Annotated in this window: 15 protein-coding genes and 2 pseudogenes; 2 read left to right on the forward strand and 15 right to left on the reverse strand. The window is 33.3% G+C overall.

Going from position 1 to position 15,449, the window contains the following annotated elements; translation table 11 throughout:
* Nucleotides 1-60: 60 nt before the first annotated feature.
* On the forward strand, nucleotides 61-498 hold the full coding sequence (locus SPB_RS08770; RefSeq protein ID WP_003103997.1) for a MerR family transcriptional regulator: 438 nt from the start codon (nucleotides 61-63) through the stop codon (nucleotides 496-498).
* A 49-nt stretch (nucleotides 499-547) separates the two neighbouring features.
* Here SPB_RS08770 and SPB_RS08775 read toward each other — a convergent pair whose 3' ends face one another.
* The 4 genes and pseudogenes from SPB_RS08775 to SPB_RS08790 form a co-directional block, all read right to left on the reverse strand.
* Nucleotides 548-2,578, reverse strand: coding sequence for a cysteine peptidase family C39 domain-containing protein (locus SPB_RS08775; protein ID WP_003102991.1), 2,031 nt, complete (start codon nucleotides 2,576-2,578; stop codon nucleotides 548-550).
* The gene (locus SPB_RS08780) at nucleotides 2,559-3,146 is read right to left on the reverse strand and encodes a hypothetical protein (RefSeq protein WP_003105880.1); all 588 of its coding nucleotides are present in this window, start codon (nucleotides 3,144-3,146) and stop codon (nucleotides 2,559-2,561) included. The genes SPB_RS08775 and SPB_RS08780 overlap by 20 nt, the downstream gene beginning before the upstream one ends.
* A gap of 8 nt (nucleotides 3,147-3,154) precedes the next feature.
* The gene (locus tag SPB_RS08785; RefSeq protein ID WP_003105288.1) at nucleotides 3,155-3,862 is read right to left on the reverse strand and encodes an ABC transporter permease; all 708 of its coding nucleotides are present in this window, start codon (nucleotides 3,860-3,862) and stop codon (nucleotides 3,155-3,157) included.
* Nucleotides 3,855-4,751, reverse strand: a pseudogene (locus tag SPB_RS08790) (ATP-binding cassette domain-containing protein). The gene SPB_RS08785 and the pseudogene SPB_RS08790 overlap by 8 nt, the downstream one beginning before the upstream one ends.
* Before the next feature lie 714 nt (nucleotides 4,752-5,465).
* On the opposite strand from SPB_RS08790, the gene SPB_RS08795 reads away from it, so the two are divergent.
* Complete coding sequence (locus tag SPB_RS08795) at nucleotides 5,466-6,899, forward strand: FAD/NAD(P)-binding protein (RefSeq protein WP_003103410.1); 1,434 nt, start codon at nucleotides 5,466-5,468, stop codon at nucleotides 6,897-6,899.
* 32 nt (nucleotides 6,900-6,931) lie between these two features.
* Here SPB_RS08795 and SPB_RS08800 read toward each other — a convergent pair whose 3' ends face one another.
* The 11 genes and pseudogenes from SPB_RS08800 to SPB_RS08845 form a co-directional block, all read right to left on the reverse strand.
* Nucleotides 6,932-7,966 (reverse strand): acyl-CoA thioester hydrolase/BAAT C-terminal domain-containing protein, encoded by a 1,035-nt coding sequence (locus tag SPB_RS08800; RefSeq protein WP_003102521.1) that lies wholly within the window; start codon nucleotides 7,964-7,966, stop codon nucleotides 6,932-6,934.
* A 329-nt stretch (nucleotides 7,967-8,295) separates the two neighbouring features.
* Nucleotides 8,296-8,784, reverse strand: a complete 489-nt coding sequence (locus SPB_RS08805) for a prolyl-tRNA synthetase associated domain-containing protein (RefSeq protein ID WP_003105798.1) — start codon at nucleotides 8,782-8,784, stop codon at nucleotides 8,296-8,298.
* Between the two features lie 15 nt (nucleotides 8,785-8,799).
* Nucleotides 8,800-9,702 carry a DMT family transporter gene (locus SPB_RS08810; RefSeq protein WP_003103706.1) on the reverse strand — a complete coding sequence of 301 codons (903 nt, stop codon included), beginning with the start codon at nucleotides 9,700-9,702 and terminating at the stop codon, nucleotides 8,800-8,802.
* A 12-nt stretch (nucleotides 9,703-9,714) separates the two neighbouring features.
* On the reverse strand, nucleotides 9,715-10,224 hold the full coding sequence (locus tag SPB_RS08815) for a DinB family protein (RefSeq protein WP_003104567.1): 510 nt from the start codon (nucleotides 10,222-10,224) through the stop codon (nucleotides 9,715-9,717).
* Between the two features lie 86 nt (nucleotides 10,225-10,310).
* Nucleotides 10,311-11,114, reverse strand: a complete 804-nt coding sequence (locus SPB_RS08820) for an HAD-IIB family hydrolase (protein WP_003103607.1) — start codon at nucleotides 11,112-11,114, stop codon at nucleotides 10,311-10,313.
* Between the two features lie 3 nt (nucleotides 11,115-11,117).
* Nucleotides 11,118-12,032 (reverse strand): CPBP family intramembrane glutamic endopeptidase, encoded by a 915-nt coding sequence (locus SPB_RS08825; RefSeq protein ID WP_003104823.1) that lies wholly within the window; start codon nucleotides 12,030-12,032, stop codon nucleotides 11,118-11,120.
* Between the two features lie 96 nt (nucleotides 12,033-12,128).
* A complete protein-coding gene (locus SPB_RS08830; RefSeq protein ID WP_003106122.1) occupies nucleotides 12,129-12,782 on the reverse strand; it encodes an MIP/aquaporin family protein in 654 nt (217 codons plus the stop codon).
* Nucleotides 12,783-12,874: 92 nt separating this feature from the next.
* Entirely contained in the window at nucleotides 12,875-13,912 is a 1,038-nt protein-coding gene (locus tag SPB_RS08835; protein WP_003102533.1) for a S66 family peptidase, read from the reverse strand.
* Nucleotides 13,913-14,093: 181 nt separating this feature from the next.
* A complete protein-coding gene (locus SPB_RS11665) occupies nucleotides 14,094-14,234 on the reverse strand; it encodes a hypothetical protein (protein ID WP_367682863.1) in 141 nt (46 codons plus the stop codon).
* 250 nt (nucleotides 14,235-14,484) lie between these two features.
* Nucleotides 14,485-14,667, reverse strand: a pseudogene (locus SPB_RS11545) (zinc ribbon domain-containing protein); the annotation flags it as partial.
* A 218-nt stretch (nucleotides 14,668-14,885) separates the two neighbouring features.
* Nucleotides 14,886-15,224 carry a helix-turn-helix domain-containing protein gene (locus tag SPB_RS08845; protein WP_003105259.1) on the reverse strand — a complete coding sequence of 113 codons (339 nt, stop codon included), beginning with the start codon at nucleotides 15,222-15,224 and terminating at the stop codon, nucleotides 14,886-14,888.
* Between the last annotated feature and the right edge of the window lie 225 nt (nucleotides 15,225-15,449).

Genomic DNA, 15,449 nt, shown 5'->3' on the forward strand with positions numbered 1-15,449 from the left:
AAATGTTATAATCACTATAACACCTAAAGTTGACTTTAGGTCAAGGAATAAGGAGAAAAAATGTACACAATTGGAGAAGTTTCAAAATTATTTAATTTACCTGTCTCTACATTACGTTATTATGATAAAGAAGGATTTTTCCCATTTCTAGAAAGAACAAACGGTATCCGTAAATTTAGTGAAACTGAAATTGAAGCACTAAATATTATTGAATGCTTAAAATTTGCTGGTTTAGAAATCAAAGATATTAAATTATTCATTGATTGGTGTAATCAAGGTCCGTCAACATATCGTCTAAGAAAAGAACTTTTTAAAGAAAAGCAGGCCCATCTTGAAGAAGAAATGAAACAATTAGAAAAATACTTAGCAATGGTGAAATTCAAATCTTGGTACTATGACCAAGCTATTATTGATGGCACAGAAAAGAAAATACAAGCAAAATTGCCAAACAACCTACCAAAAAACATCCAAGAATTATATAATCTAGCACATTCATAAAAAAATAACTATTCAAAATAAGATAGAAAGATAATTAATGATAGAGCAGTCACTTATTTAAATGAATAATATTAGTTGCAAGCTCTATAAATTCCTCATCATGGGTTACAATACAAATTATCTTTTTCTTTTTTAGGAGTCTTGCTATCATTTCTTTTAACTGCTGTTTTGAGGATTTATCAAGGTTACTTGTTGGTTCATCAAGTAAAAAAATATCTTTACTCTCATCAGACAAAGATCGCAAAATCAATGTTCTTTGTTTTTGACCTAAAGACACATTTTTTCCTTGAGAGTCGATTTGATAACTAAGTGGTAAACCAATAAATTTATTTTCTTTATAATTAATTCCTGAACTAAGATTAAACAAATCAAAATTGATGTTTTTATCAATGCTTCCAGCAAATAAACGGAATTCATTTGAATAAATTCCTATATAATCACATATATTTGTATGTTTGAGAGTTTTATACTCGGAATTATTTATAATAATTTTCCCTTTTGTTGGAGTAATAAAACCTTGTAAGATTTTTAAAAATGTAGACTTACCTGATCCATTATCTCCAGTAATAACATACAGACTTCCCTTTTCTAAATTAATATTGATATCATTAAAGATTGTCTTATCTAGATATTGCATTGATAGTCCTTCAATCTTGATTGATTCTATCTCAGTTATCCCTAAAGAATATATATCCATACTAGAAATAAAATTTCCCTTATCTTTCATACTTATATATTCAAGTGAGAACCTACTTCTACTATAAGAAAGCCAAGTAGTTAAGATAGGTTGTAAAATTGTAGTCAACAATGAAATGAGTAATATTATATTTGAATTATCAACATAACTCGTCTCAAATCGATAAAAATTTGAGAATATCAATATACAAGTTGCTAATCCAATTATGTATATTGAGATAGATGTAAAGATACAATTTGAAAGTTCAGCTGCTTCCAGTTTTACAGTAAGTAAACTTTTAATTTTTTCTATGAACTCTTTCTTAAATGACTCTTCTTTTTTATTAGCGGATATATCATACAAGCCATCGATAGAACTTTCAACCAAATACGTGAAATTTGAACTTGCTATCACATATTTCCTTTGATTTTCCTCAATTTTAGATAACTTTTTATAATTATAAAAAAATAAAACTACGAGGGAACATATTGTTAATATTGCTAGTGAAAGGTTCAAGGATAAGAGGCACAATATTATTATCATCAACATAAATAAATAAATTGAAAGATAAAATTTGTGTATTACTCCTGAGGCTGATGTTAAAAGGTTCCAAAAATAACCCATTACAAAATCATAATTTTTACTATTTTCGTAATTATATAGCCTTTCACAATAGTATTTTTCTATTGTTTTTTGGAGAAAATCATTTTCAATTATTGTTTTTAATTTTGTATCAGTCTTAGTAATTACATAATAAATAAACATTACAAATAATATTACTAAGGTCGTCAATACTTTTAGTTGAGTTTCTTCGAGAAAAACATGCGTTAAAATATATTGTAAAAATAATGCTATTACCATAGGCAAAATTATTCTAGAAATTCCTGTACATACTAAAAGAAATTTTTGTTGTGTCTTTAAATTTGAAATAAAACTACAATAGAGTTCAGAGGAAACATCCTCTTTAGCTTCATATGTGTTTAAACTTTCCAGACACTCTTTAGCTAACTCGGGAATTAATATTATTCCTAAGAACTCATCATTAAATTCATCAATTTTCTTAGTTGAAATTTTAGAAAATGCAGGATCAGAAATCGTTAGCTTATTTTCTGTTATATTAATAATCACAATATAATGCGGTAAAGAGTTTCTTTCTACTACTGCAATAAAAGGTCGTTCTATTTGTCTAAGTGATTTTATATCATCTATCTTATATGAATTGGAACTAATATTATATTTCTTTAAAACATTTTCGATATCTAGAAGAGACATTCCTTGAGTAGACTTAACATTAAAACTTTCATTTATATTTTCACTTGAAATCTCAAAGAATGATAAAAGAGTCTTAGTACATGCTAAACCACAATCTAATAGAGATACTTGTTTATGATGTTCTATTGTCATAGTAGTTAGCTTTCTCAATTGTGACATCACCATAGGCATCAACTTTTATAGTGCTGTCATCGGATTCATCGGTTTGAGGTATATGTAATAACTTAGAGTCTTGATTTAGCTTAATATCATAAGAACCATTGAATGTCTTTGGTACCAAAACATTTACATTACCATTCCAAGGGTCAATAAATATTTCCTTAGCAATTGCATCTTTCCTCAGATTAATAGTTACATTTAATACGTCTTTCCCTTCAGTTGAAGTTGACCACTTAAATCCCTTCTTTGTGAAAGGGATATAAACTTCTGAATCTGATACCTTTGCTTTCTTTAATGACTTCAGAGTCTCTTTAGAAACTATTCCTTCTGCTAAAATAGTTGTCACCTCTTGATCCGTTTCATGCAAGGCGACTTTTAAGGGTTGCTCAGTTCCATATAAAACGATAGACTTAATATTTTTGTCTTTTAGTATCCAAGATTTTGATAGTTTTAAATTTGTCTTGCCGTTATTAAAACTTGTAACTACTGCTACCATGATCATAACAATTAGTAAAACTATCGGTAAAATTATTTTTTTCATTAAACCCCTTACTTAAATTCCTTTCTAATAAATATTGTATAACTTGCAGAAAAGTAAACTATTGAAAAAACAAGTGCTACTGATGATGTTTTAGTAAAAAAGACATCATTAACACAAATCTCTTTTAAATTTGTCATCATTAAAAAGTCATCCATAAAATTAGTTTCAAACATTGAGTCGATTACAAAACCAAACAATTGGTCAAACAGTAAAATAATTATGATGTAACTTATATATGCCTGATAACTTCTATCCAAATAAATAAAAATAAAAATACAAAGCATAATAAGGCAACTGTATATTGGTAATTGATTACAAAAAATTGTAAACAAATAGTATCCAGATACTTGGAAACCAATTATTCCTCTTATAATTGCAATTAAACATAAATTAAGTAATATAATAGCAAAAGAAGTTATTAATGTAGCTGCTACTTTGTAAATAAAAATTGATGACCTAGAATTCGATTTTATTATTACATTATTTATAGTTCGATAATATATATCTTCACCCCAAAAAAAGTTTGTGATACTCATAAAATATAATGGTATAAAACTAGTCAACATCGACTGAGTTTCCCAATAACCTTCTTGTCCTGATTCATTTCTAAATAGATAGGAAAATACCAATGAAATAGCAACGATCAACAAGATAGTTCCTCTAAAACTGCTTTCTTTAGTAGCTCTAAAAAAATCTGCTTTAAAATAATTAAACATTCATCAACTTCCTTTCCTGAAGTAAAGCCATATAATATTCTTCAAAAGAGGTTTTTCTTGAATAAATTCCATAAATGACTAGATTCTCCTCAATTATGCCTTGAACAATATTATTAATTGAATCTGTGGAAGAATTAATTTCAATTCTATTAGAAACTATTCTACAACTATAATTATTTTTATTTAAAAGTCGATAGCAATCATCAATATTATCTACTTCTAATATTATTTTTGAAGATAAATATCTTTGAATACTTGCCTTTGTAATATTTTGAATAATTTTTCCTTTATGCAAAATAATATATCGATCCACTACGAGTTCTAGTTCAGATAAGATATGACTGGATATAAGAATTGTCATATTGTAATTTTTTTTCAGGTTTAACAAAAGCTCTCGCATTTCTTTAATTCCTACTGGGTCAAGTCCATTAATAGGCTCATCCAATATCAGTAACTGAGGAGAATCAATTATGGACAGTCCAATAGCCAAACGTTGCTTCATTCCTAAGGAGAAATTTTTTACTTTCTTATTTCTTTCAACCTATTTTAAACCTACTAAATTTAGAATTTCATCAATTTTTTTATTACTTTTTGGAAAACCTAGTCTGAGCATATGATACTTTAAATTATCATATGCTGACAGATTGGGATAAAATGCTGGCGATTCAATAATGCAGCTTAAATTCTTAATTTTAGATTTATCTATTACACCACCATCGGATTTTATTAGTCCTGCAATAATCCGAATTAATGTTGTCTTACCAGCACCATTTTCACCAACCAGACCACAAATTTCTCCTTTATGAACTGTGAAACTAAGATCATTTAATGTTATACGTTTATTGTAGTATTTTGTTATATTTTGAATATCTATTAAAGCTTGATTCATTTACTAAACCTCAACATCTCTTATTAAAATATAAAAAAGTCGATAGTAAAGTGACAAACTATCGACGAAACAATTACTAATTATTTAATCTTATAGATAATTAATCAAAACAGAAATATCCTATTTTTCTTATATTAAAAACACAAAGACGGCCTGCTGTAATCATCTTCTTTTCATTATTTGATAATTTTTTCATTTTTCTCACCAATTATATTCTAATCCCAACAAAAAAGTCCTTTTCGTTTAGGAAGTCCAACGATACAGAATCGTCCTGCTGTGATCATTTTCTTTTCTTTTTTCGATAATTTCTTCATCTTTCTCCTTTCAATTTTTAAAATTATTCAATTATTTTATAAGAAAGCTTAGTCTATAGAGAATGTTTTGTCACTTTAAGAATCTCTAAGACTTACTTTTCAAATGGCTCTCTTAACCAATTTGTAAATATGTTATTATTTATTTTTTATACAGTCAATGCTATTTTTATGGGAATAATCTGACTTTTATAAATCTGAAACTCTCTTTTCGACAAGAATACCAGTATCACTAGATACAATAGCTAAATTGAGATTTTCAATTGGATATTTCTCTAATAATCAACTTTTTATGTATCACAATAAATAATGACCTAAATTAATAAATAATAGGGCTTCTCCTCCTCTAAAACCTATATCCTACTCCTTGTTTATGCTATGATATTAAAGCGGAGGTTTAATTTTGACGAAGAAGATTGCAATTATTGGGATGGGTGTCAGTGGTTTAGCTGTTTTACTGGCCATCTCTCAACAGACAAAAGAGTATTTACAATCAATAGAAATTAGCTGTTTTGATGACAGTGAACATTTTGGCCGTGGTATTCCTTTTCAGGAAGATGATGACTCAGCCTTAATTAATTCACCACTCGATGATATTTCTTTTGATTACCATCAGATGATGGATTTTATGGACTGGCTAAAAGTAAACAAGTACGATACAAGTGTGACCTACACCTCACGCGCCCTCTATGGAAGATACATGAAAGAACGTGCTCATCAGCTCATTACACAACTACCAGTTACCATTATCAAAGAACCCGTTGAGTCTATTAGCTACTCGCCTTCGACTCAGACCTTCCAATTAACCCTTACTAATACAAGGTCCCCTCAAATATTTGACCATGTTCACTTGGCCTGTGGAGCACTTCCCGTTGCTGACCCCTATCAGCTAACCGGGCATTCTTCCTACATAGCAGATCCTTATCCAATTCAAAAGGAATTAGCCACAAAGAGCTGGGATAATAAAGATGTAGCAATTATTGGCACCGGCCTAGCAGCAGTTGATGTGATCAAATGGCTTTTATTGAGAACAACTGTTACTATCAAAGCCTTCTCACGTAGCAACTACTTTCCGACTGTTCGCATCACCCAAGGCCCCGACATCACCTGGCACCATCTGACCGACCAAACCATTCAAACACTCATTGACAGCAAAAGCGTCAGCTATCAGGAACTTGATCAACTATTCCAAAAGGAATTGCAGGCACTAGGCTTTAGTAACTGGGAAAAAACAAAAAATGAATTCTTGTCAGAAGGGATTGCTGGTATCAAGCTGTCGCTTGACATGGCCGAGCATCTCTATCACTTACAGCAACTAGCATCTCGACTGGTCGATTACTTAACCGACCTGTGGCCCTTAATGTCCCCTGCGGACCGCCATTCCTACCAAGAAAACTATGGTAAAGCCATCGTGAATTTACGAAACCCCATGCCTGAAGAGTCAGCTCAAACTATTTTAGAAGCGGCAGCCCAAGGTAGATTGAACATCATTTCTGGTGTTGAGGAAATCAACGTAAAGGGCGACAAATTCCTGGTTGGCGAAGCAATCACTGTTGATCAAGTTATTAATGCTACTGGCTACCAACTGACCGAAAAGACAATTGAACTGGCGACTCCATTCTTGCAAAACATCGTTAAGCAAGAACTAGCTCAAATCGATGACCTTGGAGGGCTGTCTGTCAGACCAGAGACTATGCAAGTCATGTCACCTAAATATGGTGCAATGCCAACTCTATTTGCACATGGAGCGCTGATTAATGGTGTCATTTACCAAAACAACTCCACCATTAAAATTCAAAAGATGGCAGAGCGAGGAGTTGTCTACTGTAATATTTAGAATAAAAGAAAAGCCTTATCTAAAGGCTTTTTTTATTTACCATGTTTTTCCAATAGGAAATTGTTAATAGCTTTTTGACTTTCTGTATTGGCTTTTTCATTTGCGGATAAGCTACCACCAGTTCTCATCCTCATCTCAGGTGTACTAAGAACACCATTTCCAAGAAAGAGGTGACCAGCATCTTTATAAAGATTAATTTCTGTATCAGGTTTTTGCTCTTTTATTTTTTTAGCCATAGCTGGACTATTCCACATTTGGTCATCTTCCCCTACAATAATCATAATATGAGCTTTAACATCTTTTACAGGTATGACTTTTTTTACCAATGATTTGTCACTCTTGATAGCCGTATCATAGGTTTCCTTATATACAATTGGTCCTTTTGTGAGCATCGGCCAAAGCATATTTTTTACCAAAGCAACAAATGAACTCTTCTTAATATCAATATATGGTAGTTCTTTATCTTGCCAAGTCCATGAAGACCCGTAATCCTTAAAATCCAAACCGGCAAAATTATACGCAGATGGGGCTGTCAATACAAGATTTGAAATATCATCATATTTGCTGGCAAGATTCAAAGTATATTCTGCGCCTTTTGACCCAGCTAAAACTGTTATCGGCCCTTTTTCAACCTTCTGTTCCTGAATATAATTGAGGACATCTTCAAATTGTTCTAAAGGAATTCTTGCCAATGTTTTTTGTTGATTGTTCATACCATACATAAAGACTGCCAATGTCTCATATCCCTCTTTAGCTAAACGCTCAGCCTCTCCAAAGTTAGGACTCCCTTCAGATCCGCCATAGCAAACCACAATTCCCTCATATTTTTTCTGATCCGGAACCAAGTGGAAGCCTTGCATAGTCCCCTCATCCACATAAGTTACCGATACACCAGCTATCTTAGTAGGATAATAACTCACATTGGTCACGTCGGTCAAATACTTAGGGGTATTTGGATCACCATCTCCATATTTTGCATCATTCGTTTTTCGAAGTGCTATAATAACACCACCAAATACAAGTACAAGACAAAATATAACAATTATTATTTTAATAAAATTTTTCATCTATTTCACCTTTATTCTATTCTTTCCGATAGCTGACACCTTGCCTAAACAACAATCAAAATCCCCCTTTAAGTACTTAATAGACAACAATTTCTTTATTTAACAAGCAAATTATATTATTGTTTTACAATAATATCAATGCCTTATGAAATATATTATATCACTGATGAGTATCCATATCAGAAAACTCAACTTTCCTAACTAGAAACTTTTTTGAAAAGTGATTTCTCAAATAGAACTTTATTTTCTTATAAGGATTTAAAAATGAATCAAGGTCCTTCATTCTGAGACGCCATTTTATATGGCGTCTTTTTTATTGGATATCTCCATTACAATTCAATAATTGTTGCTGGATAGTCGATTGCTGCCAAGAATGTCAGTAAATCATTGGTAGCTAAGAAAATTGTTTTTTCATTCGTATTGGGGTGGAAACTCATTCGTTCTTCAGGAATAATCTCCTTGTCAATATAAACTGAGATGTCGTGGTCCTTGTTATTTAGTAAACCAAAAGGTGAGACGACACCTGGTGGTAAGAGCATCTTCTCATATAGACTGTCACTTGAAGCCATGCGCATTCTATTAGCTCCGACAACCTCCTTAAAAGCATCCATATCTAACATCTTTTGGTCATCCATTATCAAAAGATAAAACTGTGTTTTTTTCTTATTGGTTAAAAACATAGTTTTTGTCCGGACGCCGTCTATCCCTTCAATGAAAGAATCAGCTTGTTCAGTTGTTAAAGCAGGTTCATGTCCCACAATCTGAAAAGCAATGCCTAGTTCATTTAACTTGTCTGCAACAGGCTGATATAAGTCCATAAGCAACTCCTTTACTTATCCTTTATTTGAAGTATAAACACCAATCATAATAGCCAAAACACCAAAAATTTGCAAGCCCGTAAAAGATTCGCCTAAAATAAGCACACCAAACACAATAGCCACAGCCGTCGATACGCCAATAAAGGAAGCTGTTCGATTGACACCAATTTTGGCAATAGCCACATTTGATAAGAAGAAGGCCAAGACTGAACAACCAATACCTTGATAAAGAATGGCTAGCGCAAAAGTATTATTTTCAAATGGCAGAATGATGAGTTGTGATAAGTTTTGATGAACGATTGCTTCGCCTATAGCCAGGCTAGCGAATACCAGAAAACCAAGCAAAATCATGACGACGGTTAATTCTACTCCTGTAAAATGGCTAGCCTTGTCTACATAAACACAATAGAGGGCATAGGATAGTACTGCTAGAAAGAGCATGGCATACCCTAGCACCGAAAAACTAGCTGACATGCCTACGGCCATAACACTAAGCAAAACACCTGAAACAGTTATTGCAATACCGACAATCTGATGCTTACTTGGCTTTTCTTTCAATATCAAAGTTGCCGCAATTAAAGCCATGACTGGAATTGAGGCTAAAAAGGCTCCACTTTCGGATGCTGTAGTTAAATTGATACCTAATGTTTCACCTAAAAAGTAGAGAACGGGACTAAAAATTGCTGCCAAAAGGACATACTTAATGGACTTGCCTTTAAAATTGACTCTTATTAATCCTATCACAAATAGGATTAGGAGAAAAAGTGCAGCCACTAGAAAACGCCAGCCAAGTAGAGCTAAAGCTGATGCTGTTTGGCCAGCTTCTTTAGTGAAAAGGTAGCTTAGCCCAAATAAAATTTCACATCCAATGGCACAAAGCGACCCTATGATAAGGTCTTTTTTGGTATTGTTTGTCATTTCCTTTCCTATCTATTTACCAAGAACCAATCGTCTTGTATAAACTGCTTGACCTGAATGCATGAGAGCATCGTCAATAGTTGAGACTAGGCGAACTGCGCGAGTGACTGGTGGATTCCAAGAACGATCAATAATTTCATCTAGACTGTTAAAATCAAGTTGACTGAGATAAGTCTTACTTAGGTTAAATGTGACCTTCAAGTAATCTATCAACAAATTCTTATCCTTAATAATGACTTTTCTTGCTTCCTCTGGACGATGTTTCCATTCTTCAGTGTCTCTTGGTAAATCAAATGCAAAGCGATCAACCCACCCCTGAGAAAAATAGAGTGCTTCCTCACCCTTTAGCTCTGATACTTGTTGATCCAACATCTTAGCAGTATGCCAAATCAACCATGAGACTGATTTAATCAGTGGATCTGGCATGGTGTTTGCTTCTTCCAGGGTCATTTGATGGAAAGAATCTAAAAATCGTTCCTCAGATCGGTCCAATAAATCACACAACAATTGTCTGTCAATCATAATAATCCCTCCAGATAATCTTTCTTCTATTATACCATGGTAGACAGCCTGAATCCCTCTCCTAAAATGGCAAAAAAAAGAGAAAACTATTTAGCATTCTCTTTTTCAAATTGATTTAATAATTTTTGTAAGTGGTCAACTGTTAATATAAATTGATTTGCACCCGAAACTAATTCTTTTCCAATCGCAAAGCCATAGGTTGCCTGTCTTAACATTTCTATATCATTGTGGTCATTTCCAAAAGCAAGATATGCTTGGGCACCGATTAATCTAGAAAGAGCGGCATACTTATCATTTCCTTTTGCTGTAATGACAAGTTCCTTTTCTAACGGATGATAAACATAAGAAATGCCTTTTATGTCAGAAAAATGAGCAAGCCTTTCAGAAGATACATCAAACAGGATAATTTTACTGACTTTACTATTCCTTATAGGCTGAGCCTTTGCCAATCGTCCACTGTCTAGTTTTTGCAAAATATGATTTTGAGAATTTCTAATTCTAGCTGTATAATCCCAATCATAATCAAAAATATAATCTAAATCTTCCCTGTCCATAATTACTCTAATTGCAGCAACAGCTTTAACAGGAATGGATTCCATTAGAATGATTTGGCCATCCTGACGATACATGCTTCCATTCCCACCGATTAAATCATTATCTGGAAAATCATTTAAAAGTGGCAACATATCACGAATCGGACGAGCGGACGCAAAAATGATGTTAAAACGACTATTTAAGAGTTGCAAGATTTCGTTAAGACCATCAGCAATCCTTATCCCATCAAAAACCAGTGTTCCGTCCAAGTCAAAGACTAAATAAGGTGTCTCATTCATAATGATTTGTTTTTTTAAACTTCCTTGATTATCTTTACCCATTTCAGCCTCTATCATATCTTATGAAATTTCTCCTTTTTTCAATTGCCAAGCTAGTATAGCAATTCCAACAAAAAGAACAAGACTTGCCATAAGACTACCTTCAGTCCCAAAAGCTCCGCCTGATAGCCAGTCCGGTGCACCAACCTTGCTTTTGAATGTTAGAATCGAAGCCCCCGTCTGCGAACCACTGACTGCAACACCAAAGAAATTACCTTGCATAAAATTCCATGCTCCGTGAAGACCAGCCACACCCCAAATATTATCCGTTTTCAGCATGTAAAGTGCCATTAGGAAACCAGATAAAATGAGACTAAGCATAGAAGCAATGGTCACATGATCATTTCCTAAATGCATAAGACCAAAAAGACTACTTGACACTGCAACTGCTATCGCCAAATTACTTCGCTTATTTATGAGAGGTAGGAACCACCCTCGGGTAATCAACTCCTCAGTCCCTCCTTGAATAAACCATAAGGGAATTAAGGAAAGTACATACCAGATGGTTTTACTGGATAAGTCAACTTTATCAAAAGTCAGACCTCCAAATAGATAGGATAGTAAAAAGGCACTTGATAAAAGAACTGTTCCCCAGAACCAACCTTTGGCAATCTCGAAAGCCCATTTCTGCTTAAAAAAACCGAGACTGGTAATTGGTCGATTTTCAAACCACTTTACCCAAGCCATTAAGGCCAACGCTGCCCCAGCAAATCCCAATAATTCAAAATGCATACTTTGCATCATATTCAAGACATTACCCGTATGACCATCTTTTAGTAAACTATATATAAAAAAAACAAGTAGTGAAAGTAAAGAATAAATAGTCACTCCTACGAACATAGCGACCTGTGTCATCACACAAGCCAAGATAATGATAAGCCAAGCTGGCCATTTTTGGTAGCGGTCAGTATTAAATGACAACATTTTATTAGCCATAATCATCCTCATTTCATTCTTATCTTGTTATAATAATACAATTGTCTTCTTATTTCAAGTGAAAATAAAAAAACAGCCCTAAGGACTGTTTTAAAATTACTTGTCTTCGCTTGTTAACCATTTAGCAAAAACTGCTGCTAATGCGCCACCAAGTTCAGGTGCTAAGAAGTAAACCCATAAATGACTCAAACTAGATCCACCTGCTAATAAAGCTGGACCAAATGAACGAGCAGGATTTAATGATGCACCTGTCAAGCTAATTGTTGTAAGAATTAATAGCGTTAGTGACAAGCCGATAATTAAGCCGGCAAAATTTGGATTACCAAATCTATTATCAGTTACTAGTAAGATTAATGTTACAAACAAGAAAGTAGCTAAAGTTTCAACTAAAATCGCCATCCCAGCTGAAATAGTTGGAAAATCATTTTGTGCTAGCATATTTGCTGGTAAGCCTGCTGCTTTAACAAATAAGGCAATAAGGCCTGCTGCTATGAGTCCGCCAACAAATTGGGCAAGCATGTAAAATCCAGCATCTTTACCGGAAATTTTCTTTTGAATTAACATGGCTGTTGTAACGGCTGGGTTAAAATGACCACCCGAAATACTACCAAATGTATAGGCTGAAATAGTAATAGCTAAACCAAATGCCATGGCAATGGCCAAAACACTACCTTTTGTAATAACAGCTGTCGCAGAGCCGATAAAAACTAGTAAAAATGCACCAAAAAATTCTGAAATATATTTTTTCACAACAATCTCCTTAATATTATGTTCTGATTCAAGTATAGATGATTTATGAAGTAATTCAAATTTTTTGATTATAAAAACATTTTAGCCATAATTTAGATGGACTTTTCATTAGAAAAACGGATTAAGCCTGTTTCTGCATCAACATAAGCTACTGGACCAAACGGGATAATGGCCCTTGGGGTCGCATGACCAACATTTAGATTAGCCACTATAGGGATATCCTGATCAACTACTGTTAGTAAGTTTTCCTTATATTCTTGATCGAAGGTTTCGTCCATCGGTTTACCAACAAGCAGTCCAGAAATGACAGAGAAGATACCTGTTTCTTTTAGAGCTAGTAACATTTTTTTATGGAGGGCTGGTTCCGGTTTTTCTTCACTAGTTTCAAGCAATAAAATTTTTCCTGTCCAATCTTGCAAACTTGGGAATAAGTCATATTTTTTGCAGAGCTCAACGCTATCTCCATGTCGCTCATTATTAAAGAGATCATAGAGGGATTCTAAACACCCTCCCAATATAGGGCCACTAAATTTTCCAGAACCTTTTAACAGTTGGAAACCCTGATTATCATGGGAAATACGTGGTGTACCTAGGGCGTCCTCCGAAAAATCAGTCCGTTCATCATACCAAACATCGCTAGCTTTTATTTCAGAAATCTTTCCTGTTCTGATCAATTCTTTGAAATAGTGCTCAGTGTAGGGAAGCATGTCCTTGTCCAACTCGCAAATATCTGGTAGGAAAGCCTGCCCGTAGAAAGTTTGAATTCCAAGTTTGTGCAACATCAGGTGATTCATCGTCGTGTCTGAGAATCCTAAAAAAGGCTTTTGTTGGATGACTTTTTCAAGTTCATTATTCTCAAAGAGGTAAGGTAAAAGGCGGTAAGTATCTTCACCACCAATGGCGCAGAGAATCAAATCAATATCTGGATCAGCAAATGCTTGGATTAAATCCTCAGCACGTGCTTTAGGATTGTCTTCAATAAAGTCGACACCCTTTAAACTGTGGGGTAGAAAAACAACTTTCAAGCCCATGTCTTCAAGTCGTTGAATTCCAAGTAGGACTTCATGTTTAACCATTTGTTCACCAATAATACCACTGGATAAACTAACTATACCAATTGTTTTAATCATCAGATACACCTCCTTAGTTTTTTTATTATAGCATAATTGTTAATGATTTTGATTTATTGATTTCAACTTCGTTCAGTCAATTATATCTTGGCTATCAACCTTATCATTTTTTATCATTGTACTTTTATTAATACCATCTGATACAAACCTAAAAACTAAGAAAGTTGCAGCTGAATTTGTACTATCTAATTAATCGATGAATTGATCTTTTAACCCTAATTACATCACCTGTTGTTACATTAAAGCTTTCTATTCTATTTTCTTCAAATACTTGAATTTTTCCTTGTCCAGTTAAGATGTATAGGACTTCCTCTATTTTTATATGGCGATGCTAATCTTGATGGCTTTGGTCTGGTATCAGATTATGATGTACTTCAAATTCACTAGAACTATAATAATCTACTTCCGTTCCATTTTCTTTTCTTATGTTGATTGCTTCTGCTTTACTAATGATTTCAATACCTTTTTTTCCATAATCGCCATACCTTTCCTTTTTAGGTAAATTATAGTCTGATTTAGTTATTATATGGTGATGATTCTAACAAAAAAAGACTAGTTTTTAACTAGTCCTTCTACTTAGCGTTCCGCCAGCGTTTTGTCTGTTTTAAGACCATTGGATAGGTCATTTTGAAAATCACTTTTGCCAGAGTACTCCCTTCTCCTTTAGAAATACCTTTCCGTCCTAAGGCAACCATTTGTTCAAAGGTGATATCTGGAGATAAAAATTTGCCATTTACATAGCATAAATAACAATACTCATCAGATTTTCATCCTTTATCATTGCTTCCTCTTAAATCTTGTCCCTTTGGCATTAAAAGCATAGCACATGATTGACACATTTTCTCCATTGTTTTCCTCCGTCTTCAAGTTTTATTTATCATATCCAATGAAGAATCATACCTTTTCTGAATTTTTCAATAAAAAAAAGCGTACTTCAATACGACTTCTTTTAATGTGGTGACATAAAAGGCTATTATTTCCCTTTTATTTCCCCTATAATCACTGACAAGGCGTTTATAATACGATCTTGTTGACCTGAAGATAGTTCTTTAATTTGCATCATGAGATCTGATAGATCAGAATTTTCTTCAATTAAACTAATATCAAAAAATCCTTCAAAATCAACTTCTAGTGCCTTCATGACCTTTTCCAGAGTCTTCACCTTTATGTTTGTGGACTGATTTTCTAATTTATACACATAATTAGTCCCGAGGTCTGCTTTTTCCTCTAGTTGCTCTTGGGTCATCCCACGTTCCAACCTTAAAAGTCGAATTCTCTTGGAAATATATTCCTGTAATATTTTATTATCCATTAATTTTTACCTCATAACATTAATTCTACACATATATCACAAAATTTTTTAGATTTTTTAATGACATTTTTATTCCCTTTCAACCTTTAAAGGTTTTTCTTTCCTATTTATTCAATAACACAAGTAACTATTTCTCTGAACATAAACTTTTAAAGGTTGTAATTTAAAAAGAATTGTTTTCAGAAAACATCATTATTTCATCATAAACCAATTAGAACCTTTCTA

The sequence above is a fragment of the Streptococcus parauberis NCFD 2020 genome, from assembly GCF_000187935.1.
Taxonomy (GTDB): Bacteria; Bacillota; Bacilli; order Lactobacillales; family Streptococcaceae; genus Streptococcus; species Streptococcus parauberis.